The sequence below is a fragment of the Yoonia sp. SDW83-1 genome (assembly GCF_046762885.1).
Taxonomy (GTDB): domain Bacteria; phylum Pseudomonadota; class Alphaproteobacteria; order Rhodobacterales; family Rhodobacteraceae; genus Yoonia.
On sequence record NZ_JBKQXO010000020.1, the window covers coordinates 17,334 to 35,671 of the forward strand.

General features: G+C 57.2%; 22 protein-coding genes. 7 read left to right on the forward strand and 15 right to left on the reverse strand.

The window, feature by feature from the left end; translation table 11 throughout:
* Positions 1–122: 122 nt before the first annotated feature.
* From ACFWW4_RS19480 to ACFWW4_RS19495, 4 genes are all read left to right on the forward strand, one after another.
* A complete protein-coding gene (locus ACFWW4_RS19480) occupies positions 123–2,090 on the forward strand; it encodes a methylmalonyl-CoA mutase family protein (protein WP_411892385.1) in 1,968 nt (655 codons plus the stop codon).
* 108 nt (positions 2,091–2,198) lie between these two features.
* Positions 2,199–2,540, forward strand: coding sequence for an H-NS family nucleoid-associated regulatory protein (locus ACFWW4_RS19485; protein ID WP_411892386.1), 342 nt, complete (start codon positions 2,199–2,201; stop codon positions 2,538–2,540).
* A 110-nt stretch (positions 2,541–2,650) separates the two neighbouring features.
* On the forward strand, positions 2,651–3,355 hold the full coding sequence (gene deoD, locus ACFWW4_RS19490; protein WP_411892387.1) for a purine-nucleoside phosphorylase: 705 nt from the start codon (positions 2,651–2,653) through the stop codon (positions 3,353–3,355).
* A complete protein-coding gene (locus ACFWW4_RS19495) occupies positions 3,352–4,335 on the forward strand; it encodes an aldo/keto reductase (RefSeq protein ID WP_411892388.1) in 984 nt (327 codons plus the stop codon). The genes deoD and ACFWW4_RS19495 overlap by 4 nt, the downstream gene beginning before the upstream one ends.
* A 58-nt stretch (positions 4,336–4,393) precedes the next feature.
* Here the strand turns inward: ACFWW4_RS19495 and ACFWW4_RS19500 are convergent, their stop codons facing one another.
* From ACFWW4_RS19500 to ACFWW4_RS19560, 13 genes are all read right to left on the reverse strand, one after another.
* Positions 4,394–5,173, reverse strand: coding sequence for a succinate dehydrogenase iron-sulfur subunit (locus tag ACFWW4_RS19500; RefSeq protein ID WP_393927709.1), 780 nt, complete (start codon positions 5,171–5,173; stop codon positions 4,394–4,396).
* 42 nt (positions 5,174–5,215) lie between these two features.
* A complete protein-coding gene (locus tag ACFWW4_RS19505; protein WP_411892389.1) occupies positions 5,216–5,503 on the reverse strand; it encodes a hypothetical protein in 288 nt (95 codons plus the stop codon).
* Entirely contained in the window at positions 5,503–5,835 is a 333-nt protein-coding gene (locus ACFWW4_RS19510; protein WP_393927706.1) for a succinate dehydrogenase, read from the reverse strand. Before ACFWW4_RS19510 ends, ACFWW4_RS19505 begins: the two co-directional genes overlap by 1 nt.
* Positions 5,835–7,640, reverse strand: coding sequence for a succinate dehydrogenase flavoprotein subunit (gene sdhA / locus ACFWW4_RS19515; RefSeq protein WP_411892390.1), 1,806 nt, complete (start codon positions 7,638–7,640; stop codon positions 5,835–5,837). The genes ACFWW4_RS19510 and sdhA overlap by 1 nt, the downstream gene beginning before the upstream one ends.
* 19 nt (positions 7,641–7,659) lie before the next feature.
* Complete coding sequence (gene sdhD, locus ACFWW4_RS19520; protein WP_411892391.1) at positions 7,660–8,031, reverse strand: succinate dehydrogenase, hydrophobic membrane anchor protein; 372 nt, start codon at positions 8,029–8,031, stop codon at positions 7,660–7,662.
* 11 nt (positions 8,032–8,042) lie between these two features.
* A complete protein-coding gene (sdhC, locus tag ACFWW4_RS19525; protein ID WP_411892392.1) occupies positions 8,043–8,426 on the reverse strand; it encodes a succinate dehydrogenase, cytochrome b556 subunit in 384 nt (127 codons plus the stop codon).
* Positions 8,427–8,595: 169 nt separating this feature from the next.
* Positions 8,596–9,669 (reverse strand): M48 family metallopeptidase, encoded by a 1,074-nt coding sequence (locus ACFWW4_RS19530; protein ID WP_411892393.1) that lies wholly within the window; start codon positions 9,667–9,669, stop codon positions 8,596–8,598.
* A gap of 63 nt (positions 9,670–9,732) precedes the next feature.
* Positions 9,733–10,155 (reverse strand): hypothetical protein, encoded by a 423-nt coding sequence (locus ACFWW4_RS19535; protein WP_411892394.1) that lies wholly within the window; start codon positions 10,153–10,155, stop codon positions 9,733–9,735.
* Positions 10,156–10,250: 95 nt separating this feature from the next.
* Positions 10,251–10,916 (reverse strand): DUF1194 domain-containing protein, encoded by a 666-nt coding sequence (locus tag ACFWW4_RS19540; RefSeq protein ID WP_411892395.1) that lies wholly within the window; start codon positions 10,914–10,916, stop codon positions 10,251–10,253.
* Between the two features lie 43 nt (positions 10,917–10,959).
* Positions 10,960–11,985 (reverse strand): MaoC family dehydratase, encoded by a 1,026-nt coding sequence (locus tag ACFWW4_RS19545; RefSeq protein WP_411892396.1) that lies wholly within the window; start codon positions 11,983–11,985, stop codon positions 10,960–10,962.
* A complete protein-coding gene (locus ACFWW4_RS19550) occupies positions 11,982–12,188 on the reverse strand; it encodes a DUF1737 domain-containing protein (protein WP_411892397.1) in 207 nt (68 codons plus the stop codon). The genes ACFWW4_RS19545 and ACFWW4_RS19550 overlap by 4 nt, the downstream gene beginning before the upstream one ends.
* Before the next feature lies 1 nt (position 12,189).
* Positions 12,190–12,744, reverse strand: coding sequence for an NnrU family protein (locus tag ACFWW4_RS19555; protein ID WP_411892398.1), 555 nt, complete (start codon positions 12,742–12,744; stop codon positions 12,190–12,192).
* On the reverse strand, positions 12,741–13,583 hold the full coding sequence (locus tag ACFWW4_RS19560) for an HpcH/HpaI aldolase/citrate lyase family protein (RefSeq protein ID WP_411892399.1): 843 nt from the start codon (positions 13,581–13,583) through the stop codon (positions 12,741–12,743). Before ACFWW4_RS19560 ends, ACFWW4_RS19555 begins: the two co-directional genes overlap by 4 nt.
* Positions 13,584–13,785: 202 nt before the next feature.
* Between ACFWW4_RS19560 and ACFWW4_RS19565 the strand changes: the two genes are divergently transcribed.
* Positions 13,786–14,100, forward strand: coding sequence for a hypothetical protein (locus tag ACFWW4_RS19565; RefSeq protein ID WP_411892400.1), 315 nt, complete (start codon positions 13,786–13,788; stop codon positions 14,098–14,100).
* On the opposite strand, the gene ACFWW4_RS19570 is transcribed toward ACFWW4_RS19565, so the two are convergent.
* Complete coding sequence (locus ACFWW4_RS19570; RefSeq protein WP_411892401.1) at positions 14,088–14,849, reverse strand: sulfite exporter TauE/SafE family protein; 762 nt, start codon at positions 14,847–14,849, stop codon at positions 14,088–14,090. The two genes, ACFWW4_RS19565 and ACFWW4_RS19570, sit on opposite strands and share 13 nt — an antisense overlap.
* Positions 14,850–14,949: 100 nt before the next feature.
* On the opposite strand from ACFWW4_RS19570, the gene mdh reads away from it, so the two are divergent.
* Together mdh and ACFWW4_RS19580 are read left to right on the forward strand one after the other, a co-directional pair.
* The gene (gene mdh / locus ACFWW4_RS19575) at positions 14,950–15,912 is read left to right on the forward strand and encodes a malate dehydrogenase (RefSeq protein ID WP_393927688.1); all 963 of its coding nucleotides are present in this window, start codon (positions 14,950–14,952) and stop codon (positions 15,910–15,912) included.
* Positions 15,913–16,058: 146 nt separating this feature from the next.
* Positions 16,059–17,285 carry a hypothetical protein gene (locus ACFWW4_RS19580; RefSeq protein ID WP_411892402.1) on the forward strand — a complete coding sequence of 409 codons (1,227 nt, stop codon included), beginning with the start codon at positions 16,059–16,061 and terminating at the stop codon, positions 17,283–17,285.
* Between the two features lie 21 nt (positions 17,286–17,306).
* Here the strand turns inward: ACFWW4_RS19580 and ACFWW4_RS19585 are convergent, their stop codons facing one another.
* Positions 17,307–18,332 (reverse strand): glycosyltransferase family 2 protein, encoded by a 1,026-nt coding sequence (locus ACFWW4_RS19585; protein WP_411892403.1) that lies wholly within the window; start codon positions 18,330–18,332, stop codon positions 17,307–17,309.
* Positions 18,333–18,338: the final 6 nt, after the last annotated feature.

Here is an 18,338-nt window from a genome sequence, read left to right on the forward strand (position 1 = left end):
GGAACGTCGCAATGGTAAATCCCGTCATGCCGCAACGCAGCGAATTGACAGCGCCATAAAATGTCCGATAATGGACATCATCGCGCAATTTAGTTGCGCCGCGTGATTCAGGAGACCCCGGTATGTCGCAGACGCAGAAAGACCGCCCTTGGCTGTTTCGGACCTATGCCGGGCATTCAACCGCTGCCGCGTCGAATGCGCTTTACCGCGGCAACCTCGCTAAGGGGCAAACTGGGCTTTCCGTCGCGTTCGATCTGCCGACCCAAACAGGCTATGACAGCGATCATGTGCTGGCAAAAGGCGAGGTTGGCAAGGTTGGCGTTCCCATCAGCCATCTGGGCGATATGCGTACCCTGTTCGATGACATCCCGCTGGATCAGATGAATACGTCAATGACGATCAATGCCACTGCCCCGTGGCTGTTGTCGCTTTATATCGCAGTGGCCGCGGAACAGGGCGCCGATATCAGCGCCCTGCAAGGCACCGTGCAGAATGACATCATAAAGGAATACCTGTCGCGCGGGACGTATATCTGCCCGCCCGAACCATCACTGCGGATGATCACAGATGTGGCTGCTTATACTCGTGAACATCTACCCAAATGGAACCCGATGAATGTCTGTTCCTATCATTTGCAAGAGGCCGGTGCGACGCCGGAGGAGGAATTGGCATTCGCGCTGGCAACGGCAACGGCTGTGCTGGATGATCTGAAAGGCAAAGTGCCACAGGAGCATTTCCCGGCGATGGTGGGCCGTATTTCTTTTTTCGTGAATGCTGGCATCCGTTTTGTGACCGAGCTGTGCAAAATGCGCGCATTTGTCGAATTATGGGATGAGATTTGTGCGGAACGTTACGGTGTCGAAGACGCCAAATACCGGCGTTTTCGTTATGGGGTGCAGGTCAATTCACTAGGCTTGACCGAACAACAGCCCGAAAACAACGTCTACCGCATTCTGCTGGAAACGCTGGCGGTGACCCTTTCCAAGAACGCCCGCGCCCGCGCCGTTCAATTGCCAGCCTGGAATGAAGCACTCGGCCTGCCCCGGCCATGGGATCAGCAGTGGTCGCTGCGGATGCAACAAATTCTGGCCTATGAAACGGATCTGCTGGAATTTGACGATCTGTTTGATGGCAACCCGGCTATTGACCGCAAAGTCACTGCCTTGAAAGAGGGTGCGCGCGCAGAATTAGCGCAGATTGATGGAATGGGCGGTGCGGTAGGGGCGATCGCCTATATGAAGTCGCGCCTTGTCGAAAGCAACGCGGCCAGGATCAATGCCATTGAAAACGGCGAAACCACCGTAGTAGGCGTGAACAAATGGCAAAGCGGCGAACCTTCACCGCTGACAGCGGGTGATGACGCCATTATGGTATCTGACCCCAAGGCCGAAGCCGACCAATTGCGTCGCCTGCGTGAATGGAAAGCGGATCGGGACGGTGACGCGGTCGTCAAAGCGCTGACAGACCTGCGCCAGGCCGCCCAGGACGGAAGCAACATCATGCCGTCTTCTATTGCCTGTGCCAAAGCTGGTGTCACAACGGGGGAATGGGCAGATGTGATCCGATCTGTCTTTGGTCAATACCGCGCGCCCACCGGCGTCAGCAGCAATCCATCCAACCGGACCGAAGGACTTGATGATCTGCGTGAGCAGGTTGATCTTGTCAGTACCGCACTCGGACGTCGGTTGAAGTTTCTCGTGGGCAAACCCGGTTTGGACGGACATTCAAACGGGGCCGAGCAAATCGCAACACGCGCCCGCGATTGCGGTATGGATATCTCTTACGAAGGAATTCGGCTAACGCCGGATGAAATTGTGGAGGCCGCTCTGAATGACGACGCCCATGTGATCGGGCTATCCATTCTTTCGGGGTCGCATATTCCGCTGGTGCGCGATGTGATGGCGAAACTGAATGCCGCTGGAATCGGACATATTCCGGTGATTGCCGGCGGAATCATTCCCGATGAAGACGCCGCGGAATTGCGCGCCATGGGTGTTGCAAAGGTCTATACTCCGAAAGACTTTGAACTAAACAGGATCATGAGTGATATAGTTTCTCTTGTTGATCCGCGCTCGGTGGCGGCCGAATAGGCAAAAGATCTCCTGGTTTTGCACTTTAGTACAACAGTCTACCGATTTGGGCTGCGGTCATTAATCTCGGCTGCTAAGTCCACACTCAGTTAAAGACTGGAGACTGAAATGAAACCTGATCTGAAATCCATGACCCGAAAAGAGCTTGAAAAGCTCAAATCAGACGTGGAAAAGGCACTCGCCAAAGTCAGTGTAAAGGAAAAGAAAGCTGCCCTTGCCGCAGCAGAAAAAGCCGCCGCGGCCCATGGGTTCAGCCTGGCGGAAATCACGAGTGACGCCCCGGTAAAAGCCAAGACTCGCAAGGCCAAGACCGGCCCTAAAACGGTATCAAAGCCAAAATACCGAAATCCCGATGACAAGGATCAAACCTGGACTGGCAAGGGCCGCCAGCCGGAGTGGTTCAAATCAGCAATCGCAGCCGGAAAGTCCCCGGACGATATGGAAATCTAAACCTTTGCGTGTTGCTGCAGCCAAATGAAATACGGCTGCAGCGCCCCCTGGCTACTCCACCTTTTGATTTCCACGGCCTAAGGTAGGGTCAAAATCGAGAGGACCCGACCATGACCATCCACATTGGCGCAAAAAAGGGTGATATCGCCCCCACCATTCTTATGCCCGGCGATCCCTATCGGGCCAAATGGGCCGCCGAGACCTTTTTGCAGGGGGCCCGTTGCATCAACGAAGTGCGCGGCATGCTGGGTTTCACCGGCACGTGGAACGGACACCCCGTAACGATCCAGGGGTCGGGTATGGGCATGCCCTCCCTGTCGATCTACGCCAATGAACTGATCTCAGACTATAACGCCCAAACCCTGATACGGATTGGGTCCTGCGGTGGCATGCAGGACCATGTGGGTATTCGCGACGTGATCCTTGCGATGACCGCATCCACCCTGTCCACACCATCGCGCGGGATTTTCAAGGAATTGAATTTCGCGCCCTGCGCTGACTATGGCCTCTTGGCTGCAGCACATAAGGCCGCGACCGATAAGGGCGTGCAAACCCATGTGGGCGGTATCTATTCTTCGGATGTTTTTTACGACGAACGGCCTGATTTGAATGAGCAGATGATGCGCCATGGAATCTTGGGTGTCGAAATGGAAGCAGCAGAGCTTTACAATCTTGCAGCCCGACACGGTCGTCGGGCGCTGGGTGTGTTGACGGTGAGCGATCATCTGATCACGCATGAGGCATTGCCGGCTGAAGATCGTGAACGGTCCTTTGGTGACATGGTTGAAATCGCGCTGCAGGCAGCCTTTGCATGAAAAAGCGCGAATTAGGATCAGCCGGACCGCAGGTTGGAGCCATTGGCCTTGGCTGTATGTCCTTTGGTGGCCTTTCGGGCCCAACGACTGAGGCGGAAAGTTTTGCGGCACTCAACACGGCCTGGGACATTGGGCTGACCCATTTCGATACGGCGAATATCTATGGGCCGCATATATCGGAGCAGGTTGTTGGCAGATGGATCGCCGCCACCGGAAAAACGCCCATCATCGCGACCAAGGCAGGCATTCAACGGGACCCGGATCACCTCGTAAACAACGACCCGGCCTATCTTGAGGCAGAGTTGGATAGCTCGCTCCAACGCCTTGGCACAGATCACGTCGATCTGTTCTATATCCATCGCCGCGAACAGGCCGTCCCGGTAGAAAACGTCGCGGGCCTGATGGGACGTCTGATCGACAAGGGAAAGATCGGCGGTTGGGGGATGTCTGAAGTGTCACCAACGACGCTTCGCCGGGCCCATGCGGTTACGCCTGTGCGGGCCATTCAAAACGAATATTCGCTTTGGACACGCCAGCCTGAACTCGGCTTGTTGCAGGAATGTGCGCGTTTGGGTGTTGCCTTTGTCGCCTTCTCTCCGCTGGCGCGGGGTGTCTTCGGTCGAACGATCATCGACCCTGATCACCCGGATTTTGGCCAGTTTCGCGCGCAGATGCCAAGATTTCAGCCGGACAACTGGCCGCATAACAGAAGACAGGCGGAAGCATTTCATCTGTTGGCGAATGAATATGGGGCGGGCCCCGCAGCGCTGGCATTGGCCTGGATACTGGCGCAGGGCGATCACATTATCCCGATACCCGGCAGTAGAACAGCCAATCACATTTCAGACTGGCAAGGGGCGGATACAATTGACATGACACCCGACCTGATGGCCAAGATCGCCGCAATCCTGCCAGTCGGTTGGGCCTGGGGTGATCGCTACAGCGAAAACCAATCGCGTGCACCGGAACGCTACTGTTAGGCCCAAATAAAAACGCCGCCACAAGGGCGGCGTATTTTTTCGTACGCGTGACGGTCTATCAGACGACCCGCTCAACCATCATCTTTTTGATATGCGCGATCGCCTTGGCGGGGTTCAGGCCCTTTGGGCAGGTCTTGGCGCAGTTCATGATGGTGTGGCAACGGTAGAGCTTGAACGGATCTTCCAGCTCATCCAACCGCTCACCCGTCGCCTCGTCGCGGCTGTCGATGATCCAGCGATAGGCATGCAGCAAGGCCGCCGGTCCAAGATAGCGGTCCCCGTTCCACCAATAGGACGGGCAGGATGTCGAACAGGATGCGCACATCACGCATTCATAAAGCCCGTCCAGCTTCTTGCGATCTTCGATGGATTGCTTCCATTCCTTGGCCGGGCGGTTCGTCTTGGTTTCCAGCCACGGCATGATTGATGCGTGCTGCGCGTAGAAATGGGTCAGATCAGGGATCAGATCCTTGACCACTGGCATATGCGGCAGCGGGTAAATCTTCACATCACCCTTGATCTCGTCCATGCCGTAGATGCAGGCCAGCGTGTTGATACCGTCGATATTCATCGCACAGGACCCACAGATCCCTTCACGACAGGACCGGCGGAAGGTCAGCGTTGGATCAATCTCGTTCTTGATCTTGATCAGCGCATCCAGAACCATGGGACCGCAGGTATCCATGTCCACGAAATAAGTATCCAGCGACGGGTTCTTACCGTCATCGGGGTTCCAACGATAAATCTGAACCTTACGCAGATTTGTAGCTCCCTCCGGCTTTGGCCAGGTCTTACCAACCGTCATGCGGGAGTTCTTGGGAAGTGTCAGCTGTACCATTTTCGTATCCCTTACGTCTGGAGCAGACTTGCCCCGAAATCCTTAAAGTGCCCGCAAACGTGGCGGTCTGATCGGCGGCTGCCCGGTCATTTGGATGACACAAGTCTCGTAGACCTCCAATGGGTCACGACCGCGCAGCAGGTCACCGCTGAGGCTGATATTGCCGCTGGCAAATGGCCCGCCATCGCTGCTGGCCCCGATAGTCACACCAACCTCGGGCGCCTGAGCGGCCCGCGCGCGTTCTTCGCAGCGCTGTGCCGCCTGTTCAGGTGTTGGTGGCGTACAGGCCGCAACCGATATCGCCAAAGCAGCCAACGACCAGCGATGCATCATCCGGCTCCCAACAGAAATGCGCCCAGCGCGTTGTCGGCAGCGCAGCCAAGCGTATCGGGCCGCCGCGCGATATCGAGGATCAGGGTGGATGTCTGCGGGGTCGGCCCCAAAACCGCAGCCTCGGCGATCTGGTAGACCTCGGTGATGCTGGCATTGTCGATGATGCAATCGGTCAGCAATGCTGTGTTGGTTCCGGGAAAGCGATTTTCCAGAACTCCATTGACCACGCCTTTGGCCGTGTCGCGTGCTACGCGGTCAGCCTCGCCAGAAACCTCGGTGCAGGCGGCCAGTATAGTCAGACCGGCGGCCATCAGCAGGGGAAAACGCATCAGAATGTCCTTTCTTTTGGAGCAATCTTATCAGCGTTGATCCCCCCCTGCGCCTCTGTCGTCAGCGGATCGGTGATAACTGGCCGATAGCTGAGCTTGACCTTGCTGCCATCGACATTCGCGATGGTATGCACCCGCCATTTTTCGTCATCCCGGTTGGCATAATCCTCGTGCGCATGGGCGCCCCGGCTTTCCTTGCGCGCCTCGGCACTGACGATTGTGGCCAGCGCATTGGGCATCAAGTTCGTCAGTTCCAGCGTTTCCATCAGATCGCTGTTCCAGACAAGGCTGCGATCCGTCACCTTCAGATCGTCCATCTTGCCTGCAATGTCTGTCATTTTCTTTACACCCTCGCCCAGCGTCTTGTCGGTCCGGAATACGGCGGCATCTTCCTGCATCGCCCGCTGCATTTCTAGACGCAGCTCTGCCGTGCCGGTTGTGCCATCTGCATGGCGCAGCCCATCGAACCGGTCAAAACATGCGTCAATGGACGCCTGATTCAGTGTCGGGTTTGATGCCTCGCGATCGACAACCTTGCCCGCCTGAATGGCAGCGGCACGGCCAAAGACCACAAGGTCGATCAGGCTGTTCGACCCAAGCCGGTTCGCCCCATGGACCGAGGCGCAGCCAGCCTCACCCACAGCCATCAGGCCGGGAACCACCCTGTTGGGATCCTTCTTGGTGGGGTTGAGAACCTCGCCATGATAATTCGTTGGAATGCCGCCCATATTATAATGCACGGTCGGTAGAACGGGGATCGGTTCCTTGGTCACATCGACGCCAGCAAAGATGCGGGCGGATTCAGAGATGCCGGGCAACCGTTCGGCCAAAGCCTCTTTCGGCAGGTGGTTCAGGTTCAGGTGAATGTGATCACCATTCGCGCCCACACCGCGCCCTTCGCGGATTTCCATCGTCATGCAACGGCTGACATAGTCGCGCGGGGCGAGGTCCTTGTAGTTGGGCGCATAGCGTTCCATGAAACGCTCGCCTTCGCTGTTCGTCAGGTAGCCACCTTCGCCGCGCGCACCTTCGGTGATCAGACAGCCCGCGCCGTAGATGCCGGTGGGGTGGAATTGCACGAATTCCATATCCTGCAGCGGCAGCCCCTGACGTGCCACCATCCCACCACCGTCGCCGGTGCAGGTGTGTGCGGATGTCGCAGAGAAATAGGCCCGGCCATAGCCGCCTGTGGCCAAAACAACTGTCTTGGCGTTGAACACATGCATTGTGCCGTCATCAAGCTTCCACGCAATGACGCCCTGACAGATGCCATCATCCGACATGATCAGATCCAGGGCGAAGTATTCGATATAGAACTCCGCCTGCTGTTTCAGCGACTGACCATAGAGCGTGTGCAGGATGGCATGACCGGTCCGGTCTGCGGCGGCACAGGTGCGCTGCACCGGGGGGCCTTCGCCGAATTCAGTGGTGTGGCCACCAAACGGACGCTGATAAATCTTGCCCTCTTCCGTGCGGGAAAACGGTACGCCGTAGTGCTCCAGCTCATAAACCGCCTTGGGCGCCTCGCGGGCCAGGTATTCCATCGCATCGGTGTCACCCAGCCAATCGGACCCTTTCACGGTGTCATACATATGCCACTGCCAGCTATCGGGGCCCATATTGCCAAGCGACGCGGCAATGCCGCCCTGCGCGGCAACGGTATGAGACCGGGTCGGGAAAACCTTGGTAATGCAGGCAGTGCGCAACCCCTGCTCTGCCAGACCCAGCGTGGCCCGCAGCCCAGCGCCGCCCGCCCCCACAACAATCGCGTCATAGGTATGCGTTTCGTATTCGTATGCAGCCATTACTCGATGCTCCGGGAAATCAAAGGGCGATGCGCACGATTGCGAAAATCGCAATGGCAGCAGCAGAATAGGACAGGCAGATCATTGCGATGATCAGCGCCTTGCGGGCGAAACCATGCACATAGTCCTCGATGAGGGTTTGCACACCTTTGCGAAAGTGGACGAAGCCCACCAGCATGGTCAGCGCAGCGATGATCGCAGGGAATGGACGCTGATAGTAAGCGATAACCTCTTCATAAGGTGATCCCAGCACAGCTCCAAACGTGAAGATAAACAATGGGATCAGGCCGACAAGGGCAACAGATGTCACCATCATGTGCCAGTGATGATCGGTTCCGGTTTTGGCAGAACCCAGCCCTTCGGCGCGTTTACGGTCAGTCAAAAATGCCATTGTTGCGCCCCTTACAATACGACTGCGGTGAAGATCGTGAACAGAACCGAGGCGATGATCATTACCAGACCGGCTGTCTCGGACTGATCAACCTCAAGCATATGGCCGCTGTCCCAGATCAGATGCCGGATGCCGCCAAACATGTGATACCACAGCGCCCAGACAGAAAGGAACATGACCAGATCGCCAAACCAGCTTGTGACAAATCCATTGGCTCGCGCAAAGGCTTCAGGGCCAGTCGCAGCTGCTATGAACCACCAGACGATCATCAACGCGGCCACAATCAGGGCGTTGCCCGTAAGCCGGACGAAAATGGAGGTCATCGAAGTCAATTGTGGACGATAGATTGTCAGGTGGGGTGAGAGAGGGCGATTGCCCCTGTTCACGTCTGCCATGTGTGTTCCCTTCGGTGGCTTTTGCTGCCGATCACAGCGCCTTTGGTTCGTTTTGCACCATTCCGCTGCCAGAGTCACGCAGACGAAAGTAGATAAACTGTGAAAAAACGACGCGTTGGATCATGTTTCTTCAGTTTGTGATCACAGTAATTTTTTTCGTGATCACAAATCACTGCACCTCGTGTAACTGCATCAAACGCTTTCCCTGACGGTCAGCCTCTGCCTGCATCTCGAACGCGATAAGGTCAAAGTCGAAATCAGTTGCTTTCACCTTTGGGGCGGACGGTTCCATCAGTTCGAGAAAGGCCATGCGATAACTGGTGGGCGGATGACTGGCATCCACCCGCGCCTTTTCCTTGGCCGCCTCAGCTTCCAGTGTGGCGCGCTCCTCCTTTGTAGCGTTCTGCACGGCCCCAATCATCACATTGAAGACGCGGGCGTTCTGGTCGCGGTCAAAGGGATAGAGCTGGAAAATCGCCTGGTCCGCGATGGGTGTCAGCGCCAACAGCCGCAGGCCCGAGACAAGCGCATCGCGGCCCGCAACCTGTGCCGCCAGACCATCAGCCAGATATTCGGCACGCTGTGACCGATTGAACTGCAGCAATACCAGTAGACGTCCCAGACCAAGAACGGGCAGGATCAACAGCCACTGCAAAAGTTCGGCTACCATGCCAACCAGATCCCGCCCCAAAGGATCATCCGCATCAGGGCGCAACAGGAAGTCCCAACGCTCCACCGCATGCAGCGCGCCGCCAACAAAACCGCCGCGTGCCGGGTCGCCATTCACGAAATGCGCCAGTTCATGCGCGATCAAAGCCACCCGCTGCTGTGGTTCGTACAACCGCCAGAGCGGCACACCGATCTGCAGAAAATGCCGACGGCGAACCAGCCCAACGGTCCATGCCGATGCGTTAATTTGATAGTCAAACGACAGCCCGTCCGGCACTGGTGCATCCAACGCATCGGCAACCGCATCCACAAGACGCATCAGTTCAGGCATTTCATCGCGCCCGAATGTCAGTGCGTCGTGTTTGCTTGGGCGCGGTATCAACACGTAGGTAATCCACAGCAGCACAAGGCCACCCAGAATAGCGAACATATTCTGCGACTGCCAAAACAACAGCCAGATCGCCAACCCGAGTATCGCCGCTGGTATCAGAAACAAAAGCCCAGCAACGACATAGCACCCGACTAATCCGAGCGTTATCCGGGGTTGCTGCAACAGCGCGCGTTGCGCTTCCAAAAACACTCTTTCAGATTGACTACGATGCAGCCTTTCGCGAACACGTTCCAACATGGTCCAGGTCTAGCGCAGCTTGTCCAGAACGGTACTAATGGAGGTGTTGTAAGTGAATTCCAGCATCCGGATCTCGCCATCGACCTCGGCCCCGGTAAGGTGCAGCGCAAGTGGCACGGCACTGCCTTTCGGAAAGTAAAGCACGATTTCCTGATAAAACGCCGGTTCCTCGCGCCGTTGCAGGATGGTGCGACACCGGTCATATCCCTGCGGCTCGAACGCATCAAGCGGTCCAAACAAGCCTTTGAACTGCGCATCCATCGTCGGGATGTAGTCATCAACCAAATTTGCAAAGGCCCGATAGTCAGTTCTGAGAAATGCTGTCTTTGCCTCTTCGAATACCGGGATGTCCGCATCTGTTGAGGGGTCGCAGGATTGTGCCAAAGCCGACAAGGGCAGGAATGACAAAAGAAGCGAGCTGAAAAATTTCATGATCGCATCAAGACGCAATAATTCGGATCAATCAAGACCTTGGATCAGGTCGCCATGGAGTAATAACGAAGCCATCGAACCGTAGGATCAAACACCTAGGGCAAGTCGAGGCCAGCAACCGCCTGCGTCAGCTCCCGGTATAGTTTTCGAATAATCTGCTCCGGATAGTCGTCAAACGTCATTGCGGTCACAGCAAACGCCCCGGGTCCCGTGATGACTTCGTTCTCGAAATAGGTGGTCAAACCAGGCTCGCTTTCTTCAATGACCAGCGCATTTACCGTTACATTTGACTTCGCCAAGTCCGCCCAGACCGATCGCGGCAATCGCCCTTCGTTGCTTTCGCCGTCTCCCGAAATATCAATGACATGCCGTTTGCATTCCGGCACGGCGCCAAAATAGTCGAGCGACAGTGCCATGGCCTCACCCACCGCGGTTGAGTAGTCCCGCCAAAGACGTCGCTGCAGGGCAACTTGATCGGCAAAGGCCAGCACCTCTTCTTCGCCTTTCATCGTCGTCCAGTTGATGACAACCACTTGTCGGCCCGAGCCTGTCCATTGCATCATGGCCAGCTCGACCTTGCCTTCGATCAGCGCGGCCATGACCGTGCTATCCAGAAGTGCCGCAGCCAAGCCATCCGCCTGCACCCGGTACTCTTCATTATCGACAGACCCTGACACGTCGACGGCCAGCATGAGCGCCACCTCGCAGGCATCCAAAGGTGCTGCAGAACCGATCAGGCTGGCAATGAGGACGGCGCGCATAGCATTAGCCTACACACCAATGCCCTCGCCCGCCACAATCCTTCTAAACAGGCATCAGCGCCCAATAATCGAGGTCGAGGAGGACATCGGGCAAGTATTTGCCATTCTCATCGCGCAAGTGACCCGCTTCCCCTTTTGTCGCAACCAGACGCAAACGGATCGCACCAACACCAGGTGCGTCTGTCTGCTCTATCTCCAACACTTCGGACCACGCTCGCACGGTATCACCGGCGAAACAGGGGTTGGCATGCGCACCGCCGTTCAACGCGACAATCATCTGCGCGTTGGCCAGCCCATTGAATGACAAGGCGCGAGCCAGCGATATGACATGACCCCCATAGATCAGCCGCTTCCCGTCTTCGCGATTGGTTGCATCAAAATGCACTTTGGCCGTGTTCTGCCAAAGCCGCGTGGCCAGCATGTGTTCGGCCTCTTCGATGGTCACACCATCCACGTGATCGATGATTTCACCAACGGTATAGTCCTGTAACCGGTGCGGCTCTCCCGCCAGGGCAAAATCGTAATTGTCAAATGAAAGACCTGCCGGCACCACCAGATCAGTGGCGGCAACGGCCTTCGGCAGTTCGGGGATGATCGCCTCGGGCGCAGCCCCGTCACCGCGCTTGCGCACCATCACCCAACGCACGTAGCTTAGTACATCCTGCCCATGCTGATTGCGCCCTGTGGTCCGCACCCAGACCACGCCCGACTTTCCGTTGGAGTTCTGCTTGACCCCGATGACCTCGGAAATCGATGTCAGGGTATCGCCCGGATAAACCGGCGCGAGCCAACGCCCATCCGCGTAACCCAGATTGGCCACTGCGTTCAGGGATACATCGGGCACCGTTTTGCCAAAGACCGTGTGAAAAGTTATCAGATCATCCACTGGCGACGCGGGCAAACCACAGGCGCGGGCAAATTCATCCGATGAATACAAAGCACCCCGCGCGGGGTATAGCGCGTGATACATCGCTCGCTCACCACCGGAAATGGTCCGCGGCACGGCATGGGTGATCACATCGCCAACGGCGTAGTCTTCAAAAAACCGGCCCGGATTGGTCTTGGTCATTGCTGGCCCAGCTTCATGTCTTTGGAATAGGGCACATCCACATTCTTGGTCACCGCCTGACCACAGCGCATCACACCATTGGCGTGGTCAAAAGCATAAGTGGGATCACCATATAACTCCCAGCCCTGCGACAAAGCTTCGGAAACCTTGTGGCAGAAGGCAGAGGTGTCATCTTCGGTCAGCAAACGATAAATCTTGGTCATGTTATCCCCAGGGCGGCACGCCCAGCCAATAGTGAATTCCCATCACAACCACGACGACCACGATGGTCACCACGATCGCGACAATCTCTTTCTTGAAGGGCGCGCGGGGTGGTGGGGTCCACGGCCCCTCCTGCGCATTGATCAGCAAAATCTCGACAATCGCCCAGATCAGCAGGCCACCGAACAGGACAAAGGACGGCGTATCACCATTCACCAGCAGGTGCGCGACAGCCCAGATTGAAAACCCGGTCAGTTGCGGATGGCGCACCTTGGTGCCGAGCCAGATCTTGGCCCCCTTTGCCCCGCTGGCGGCATAGAAGTAGAACGCAGGCACCATCAGCAGGTTGTTGATGCCAACCCACATCGGGTCGCGGCCCCAATAAAAAGCCCCCTCGGCCGAGCGATAGCCGATCACCATCAGGATAATGCTCCCGACCAACAGTAGCGCGACCAGCCCCTTGCCCGGCTCCCCCAGACGTGCTCGTGGACCCGGTGCAATACGTTTGAACAAATGCACCGCCCACCACAGGGCAACACCAGCGATCAAAAGGTTCATGCACTCTCCAATGCAGCGATGGCTTCGGCTTTGGCCAAGGTCGCCCGCGCGGTGACAATATGCAAGTTCTCGACGATGCGGCCATCCACCACCGCCACACCCTGCCCTTCGGCCTCGGCCGCTTCGAACGCGGCTATCTGGCGTTTCGCCAGATCAATCTCATCCTCGGTCGGGCCAAAGGCGGCATTGGCAATCGCCACTTGAGCAGGATGTATCAGTGTTTTTCCGTCAAAACCCATGTCGCGGCCTTCGGCACATTCTGCGCGCAGCCCATCTTCATCCTTGAAGGCGTTATAGACGCCATCCAACGCGACGATGCCTGCCGCCTTGGCAGCCAACAGGCAAATCTGCAGCGACGTCATCAACGCTGCGCGCCCGCGTGAATTCAGATCTTTGGCCAGATCATTGGTACCAAGCACAAATCCCGCCATGCGGGGATGGGCAGCAATGCTCGCCGCATTCAGCACCCCTTGCGGAGTTTCCATCATGGCCCAGATCGGCAAATCCGGAACAAGGGCAGCCAAGGCATCGACATCAGCCGGGCTGTTCACCTTTGGCAGCAAAACACCGTCGCAATCCATTGCAGCAACGGCGGCGGCATCAGCGGCACCCCATTCGGTATCCAGCCCGTTGATCCGCACAATCCGCAGCCGCGACCCATATCCACCATCGGCCAAAGCGCTGTTCAGCGTATCGCGCGCGGCCACCTTGGCATCGGGCGCAACCGCATCTTCAAGGTCAAACAGGATCACATCGACCGGCAGGCCGCGCGCCTTGGCCAGCGCACGATCCTTTGAGCCGGGAATGTACAGGGCCGAGCGATAGGGGCGGTCATGCATCGAATCTTCCTCGCAGTATTGTTGCGCGAACATGGCCTGAATTTGGCAAATCATTCAACCGGAAAATGCCGCATCGCAGCAAACATCCCACCGTCACGGTGTGTTAACCAATTTGCGGCAAGTTAATCGCAAATTTGTTCCACTTACCGACTGCGACGGACGATCAGCCGCGGTCATCGTCTCTCGCAGAAAGGTGAACCAAATGAAGCGTAATCTATTTCTGATGTCCTTTGGGATCGGCGCCGTGATGCTGGCCGCCAACCATGCCAATGCCCAGTCGCGCAATTGCGCGCCACATGCCGCCGTTGTTGAACGGCTCGCTGTAAACTATGGCGAAAGCCGCCAATCCATCGGTCTTGGCAGCGACAATTCTGTGGTTGAGGTTTTTGCCTCCACCGAAACCGGCAGTTGGACCATTGTGGTCACGCGGCCCGGCGGCCCCAGCTGCCTTGTCGCAGCAGGCCAATCGTTCCAGCAAGTGGCAGAGGCGTTGCCAAATACCGATCAGGGTACCTGAAGCCACATCTGCCGCAATCCGTCCCAGATCAATTTCAGAGACAATAGCAATAGTGCCCAGATCACGAGCCTGAAAAACAGTTTCTCCGGCACGATACGCACCAATCGCACACCGGCCAACACGGCCAGAGCGGCGGGGATCATCAGGATCCCCGCCGTTTTCAGGTTCGCGACACTCAACTGCCCCAACAGGTAGTAAGGGATCAGTTTGATGACGTTGATATAGGCAAAGGCGACGGTCACCGTACCGACAAACGCAATCTTGGGCATGCGCAGCGGTAGGGTGAACACCTGATAAGGCACGGCGCCGGAATGGCTCACGAAACTAGTGAAGCCGGTAATTGTTCCCCAAAACAACCCCGGTCGCCAGCGCGGTTTGCGCGGTGGCCCATCGGCGGGGCGTCGTAACATCAGGTTCAGGGCAAAGACTGCGCCAATCAGACCCAGCAGCAGGGTGATCAGCCCCTCAGAGACGATATTAACAGTTAAGTAACCAATCAGAACACCTGGCGGCATGGCCACCATCATGATCCGCAGAACCGGCCAATCGAATGATTTGCGGTAGGCCACCAGCCCAAAAACATCCGAAACGATGAAAACCGGCAGCAGCAGCCCTGCCGCTGCAACGGGCGAAATGACCAACGCCAGCACCGGGACCGCGAGCGCCGTGATCACCGGCACCCCGCCTTTACCCAACCCGATAAAGACCGCTGCCACGAGGGCCGCCAACCAGAATACTGTCCCTTCCACCGGGCGTCCCTTTTGATCACACCTTTCTGTCCTAGACTTGCACCTGCGGCGTCAAAAGACTAGGCACACGGCCAAACCAACCAGGACAGGATTTGATCCCATGGCCAGACCCAAAATTGCCCTTATCGGTGCCGGACAGATTGGCGGCACGCTTGCGCACCTTGCCGCTGTCAAAGAACTCGGCGACGTCATTCTTTTCGACATCGCCGAAGGCATCCCACAGGGCAAGGCACTCGATATCGCCGAATCTGGCCCGGCGGCCAAGTTTGACGGCAGCTTCAAAGGCACCAATGACTATGCGGATATCGCTGGCGCCGATGTCTGCATCGTCACCGCCGGTGTGCCTCGCAAACCGGGCATGTCGCGCGACGACCTTCTGGGTATCAACCTCAAGGTCATGAAATCCGTCGGCGAGGGTATTGCCGCCCACGCCCCCAATGCCTTTGTCATCTGTATCACCAACCCTCTCGACGCGATGGTCTGGGCACTGCGCGAATTCTCGGGCCTGCCCCATGAAAAGGTTTGTGGCATGGCCGGCGTGCTGGATAGTGCCCGCTTCCGTCACTTCCTTGCCGAAGAATTTGAAGTGTCAATGCGCGACGTCACCGCCTTTGTTCTGGGCGGCCACGGCGACACGATGGTGCCTCTGACACGGTATTCCACCGTCGCCGGCATCCCACTGCCCGACCTGGTGCAAATGGGTTGGACAACACAGGAAAAACTGGATGCCATCGTGCAGCGGACCCGTGACGGCGGTGCCGAAATCGTGGGCCTTCTGAAAACCGGTTCTGCCTTCTACGCGCCCGCCACATCGGCCATCGAAATGGCCGAGGCTTATCTGAAAGACCAAAAGCGGCTTCTGCCCTGTGCTGCCCATGTCGAGGGGGCCTATGGGCTTGACGGTTTCTATGTTGGCGTGCCGACGATCATCGGCGCAGGCGGCATCGAGCGCGTGGTGGAAATCAAGATGAACAAGGACGAACAGGCCATGTTCGACAAATCTGTCGACGCGGTCAAAGGTCTGGTCGAGGCCTGCAAAGGGATCGACAGCAGCCTGGGCTAGACTTCCATAAATCAACTATTTTGATAGGGCGCTCACCTGCGGGGCGCCCTTTTTTTTCTTGCCGCGCTCCGCAAAAATGATGTAACCCTCTTCCCATTTACTAATCCGTGAACTATGTTCAATAATATGTTCATATGGAGCCAGATATGCCAAAACCCATTCCCTCACTGATCATTGCATCAGGCCTTGCCCTAGCAGCCCAAACCGCCACTGCCCAGGATTACAGCGTTCAATTCAGTGAGCTTGGCATCACCGGAACAGTGGCCGCACTGTCTGACATCGAAAACCCGACGCCGTCCGACCGCTTTGCCCTCGGCGGCGCACTGTTCCTGCAAGGGATCGAAGCCACATTTCAAGAACGCTACCGTGTCGGCCTGAACGACCTTGATATGGGTATTCCGGGGCTCAGCACCGAACTGAACTTCAACCCTAACCCCGATCCGTTCACACCAGACGTGATCACCAACCTGTTCCAACAGATCGGGACAAGCATGGATCAGGCGCAACAGGCACTCTCGCCCATCAAGGACACTGACGACGTCGCGGTCACACTGGACCTCAACCAGATCTGGTTCGACATCAACGCCAACGGTATCCGCGACGAAAACGAGGATCTGCTGCCAGTCATGGTCCCGCTTTTCGTCAGCCGGTGGCAAGTGCAGGACACGCTCGACGCCTTTGCGGCCGCCGGTGGTGCGCCAACCGTGACCTTTGATACCTCCGACGCCGCGTGGCTCCAGGCTTATACCCACGTCTTCTCAGGCACGGCCGAAATGGTGATTGCATTCGACCCTACCGATATCATCGCCAAGGTTCAGACAAATGCCGCCACCATCGCAGAACTGCGCAACGGACCCGCGCCAATGATGTTCATCTCGCCGCAGGACGAAGAGTTGGCCGATCTCATCACAATCGTGCTTGGCGTGCTGGAACGGGAACCCGATCCGACCCACACTCGGGCGGCCCTTGATGATTTCCGTGCGGTGATCAGCCACAATCTGGTGTTTTGGGACCGAGTGCGCGCCGAAACCGACAATGATATGGAGTTCATCCCCAACGCTACGCAGGACAGCGCGCTCGGCATGCTTTTCCCTGACAATATCGACAGCGCCTGGCAGGCCGTTCTGACCGAAGCGTCGATGGTGATTGAAGGCGAGCTTTTGATCCCCCACTGGCGGACCGGCGACCAGGTTGGAATCAACCTAAACAAATGGCTGGAAAACCCATCAGCCCTTGATGTGATTGGCGTGATCGCAGGCTCTGATATAGCCCCCTACATGGAGCGCGGACCGCTGGCGACCGGCAATGCCATGACACAGTTTGACCGTGTCACGGGGGGTAACTTTGCGCTATTCGCCTTCACTCTGAATTAGGGCGCCGAAACCGGCACCCTTTTAGCTGCTTTGAAGCCACGAAAATCCACGCCGGTGCAACAGCTCACCCCGTTCGGCCCATAGCCATGCGTCCAAAGCATCGGCCGACAGATCAGGCAATGCACCGGCAAAGCAGGTCCGCATCGCGTCCGCAGGGTCGAACCCTGCGCGCAACGCTAACCCGTGATTGTCCAAAGCATCCAGCAAAGCCACATCCGCGACCTTTAGCAGATCGTGCAACTCCAACGCGCCTTTGGGGTCCGCCAGAACGCTTTCCATCTGCTGCTGCCGATGCGGTGGCGCAACCAGACCGTTATGAAAAGCGATCACCTTTGCCATCCTGACCAGCTTGTAGATCCAGTGCAGCGGGGTCAGCCCTTCAAAATGAAGCAACTCCAACCCTTGCGCACGGGCCGAAATCAGCTCCGCCTCTGAACCCTGTGCTGGGCGCGGACGATGGATGGAGATATCGAGGCCCCGCCCGGACCGGCTGAACGCCTTGCCAATCGTGTGGCCGGTCAGACCGCGCAATGTCGGTCCGTTCCTGATCCCGAAAACCGCACTGCCATCATTCATGTCAGAACTGAACGGGCGGCGGAACACACCGGAAAAGATGCTGTCGCTCTGTGATCCGGCAACGAACATGCGTTCAGCCACCGGTACAGTCAGGCAATCGGCCTCGACCGCGGCGCCTGCAAGACAGTCGGCGACCGGTTGCGACGGCCACAAAAACTCATCTGCGTCGATGTGCAGCAGCCAATCGCTGCGTGTCTGTCGATAAGCCAGCGACGCATTGCGGGCCTGCCGCACCTCTTGCTTGAAAGGACGGCGGCGATCCAACCGCAGCCAATGGGCCTCATCGCATCGCATCACAACCACTTGCGGCAGCCCGGCCAACAACGATATCGCCGGATCATCAGGCCGGTCAAAATATAAAAAGACTTCCGATGCGCCCAATGACAAATGCCAAGCCACAAACGCCTGCAACAGCGCTGGCGGCTCGTCCACGGTCGCGACCACGGACCATGTTGGGTCTGTTACACTCATCTGCCC

Bases quoted from the DNA above. Each gene is read 5' to 3' on its own strand.
- sdhC (WP_411892392.1), bottom strand. From the start codon at position 8,426: ATGGCAGACGTGAACAGGGGCAATCGCCCTCTCTCACCCCACCTGACA.
- ACFWW4_RS19495 (WP_411892388.1), top strand. From the start codon at position 3,352: ATGAAAAAGCGCGAATTAGGATCAGCCGGACCGCAGGTTGGAGCCATT.
- ACFWW4_RS19545 (WP_411892396.1), bottom strand. From the start codon at position 11,985: ATGACCAAGACCAATCCGGGCCGGTTTTTTGAAGACTACGCCGTTGGC.
- ACFWW4_RS19565 (WP_411892400.1), top strand. From the start codon at position 13,786: ATGAAGCGTAATCTATTTCTGATGTCCTTTGGGATCGGCGCCGTGATG.
- ACFWW4_RS19510 (WP_393927706.1), bottom strand. From the start codon at position 5,835: ATGCGTTTTCCCCTGCTGATGGCCGCCGGTCTGACTATACTGGCCGCC.
- ACFWW4_RS19480 (WP_411892385.1), top strand. From the start codon at position 123: ATGTCGCAGACGCAGAAAGACCGCCCTTGGCTGTTTCGGACCTATGCC.
- mdh (WP_393927688.1), top strand. From the start codon at position 14,950: ATGGCCAGACCCAAAATTGCCCTTATCGGTGCCGGACAGATTGGCGGC.
- ACFWW4_RS19485 (WP_411892386.1), top strand. From the start codon at position 2,199: ATGAAACCTGATCTGAAATCCATGACCCGAAAAGAGCTTGAAAAGCTC.
- ACFWW4_RS19505 (WP_411892389.1), bottom strand. From the start codon at position 5,503: ATGCATCGCTGGTCGTTGGCTGCTTTGGCGATATCGGTTGCGGCCTGT.
- ACFWW4_RS19540 (WP_411892395.1), bottom strand. From the start codon at position 10,916: ATGCGCGCCGTCCTCATTGCCAGCCTGATCGGTTCTGCAGCACCTTTG.
- ACFWW4_RS19560 (WP_411892399.1), bottom strand. From the start codon at position 13,583: ATGCATGACCGCCCCTATCGCTCGGCCCTGTACATTCCCGGCTCAAAG.
- sdhD (WP_411892391.1), bottom strand. From the start codon at position 8,031: ATGGCATTTTTGACTGACCGTAAACGCGCCGAAGGGCTGGGTTCTGCC.
- ACFWW4_RS19500 (WP_393927709.1), bottom strand. From the start codon at position 5,173: ATGGTACAGCTGACACTTCCCAAGAACTCCCGCATGACGGTTGGTAAG.
- ACFWW4_RS19585 (WP_411892403.1), bottom strand. From the start codon at position 18,332: ATGAGTGTAACAGACCCAACATGGTCCGTGGTCGCGACCGTGGACGAG.
- deoD (WP_411892387.1), top strand. From the start codon at position 2,651: ATGACCATCCACATTGGCGCAAAAAAGGGTGATATCGCCCCCACCATT.
- ACFWW4_RS19550 (WP_411892397.1), bottom strand. From the start codon at position 12,188: ATGACCAAGATTTATCGTTTGCTGACCGAAGATGACACCTCTGCCTTC.
- ACFWW4_RS19555 (WP_411892398.1), bottom strand. From the start codon at position 12,744: ATGAACCTTTTGATCGCTGGTGTTGCCCTGTGGTGGGCGGTGCATTTG.
- ACFWW4_RS19535 (WP_411892394.1), bottom strand. From the start codon at position 10,155: ATGAAATTTTTCAGCTCGCTTCTTTTGTCATTCCTGCCCTTGTCGGCT.
- sdhA (WP_411892390.1), bottom strand. From the start codon at position 7,640: ATGGCTGCATACGAATACGAAACGCATACCTATGACGCGATTGTTGTG.
- ACFWW4_RS19580 (WP_411892402.1), top strand. From the start codon at position 16,059: ATGCCAAAACCCATTCCCTCACTGATCATTGCATCAGGCCTTGCCCTA.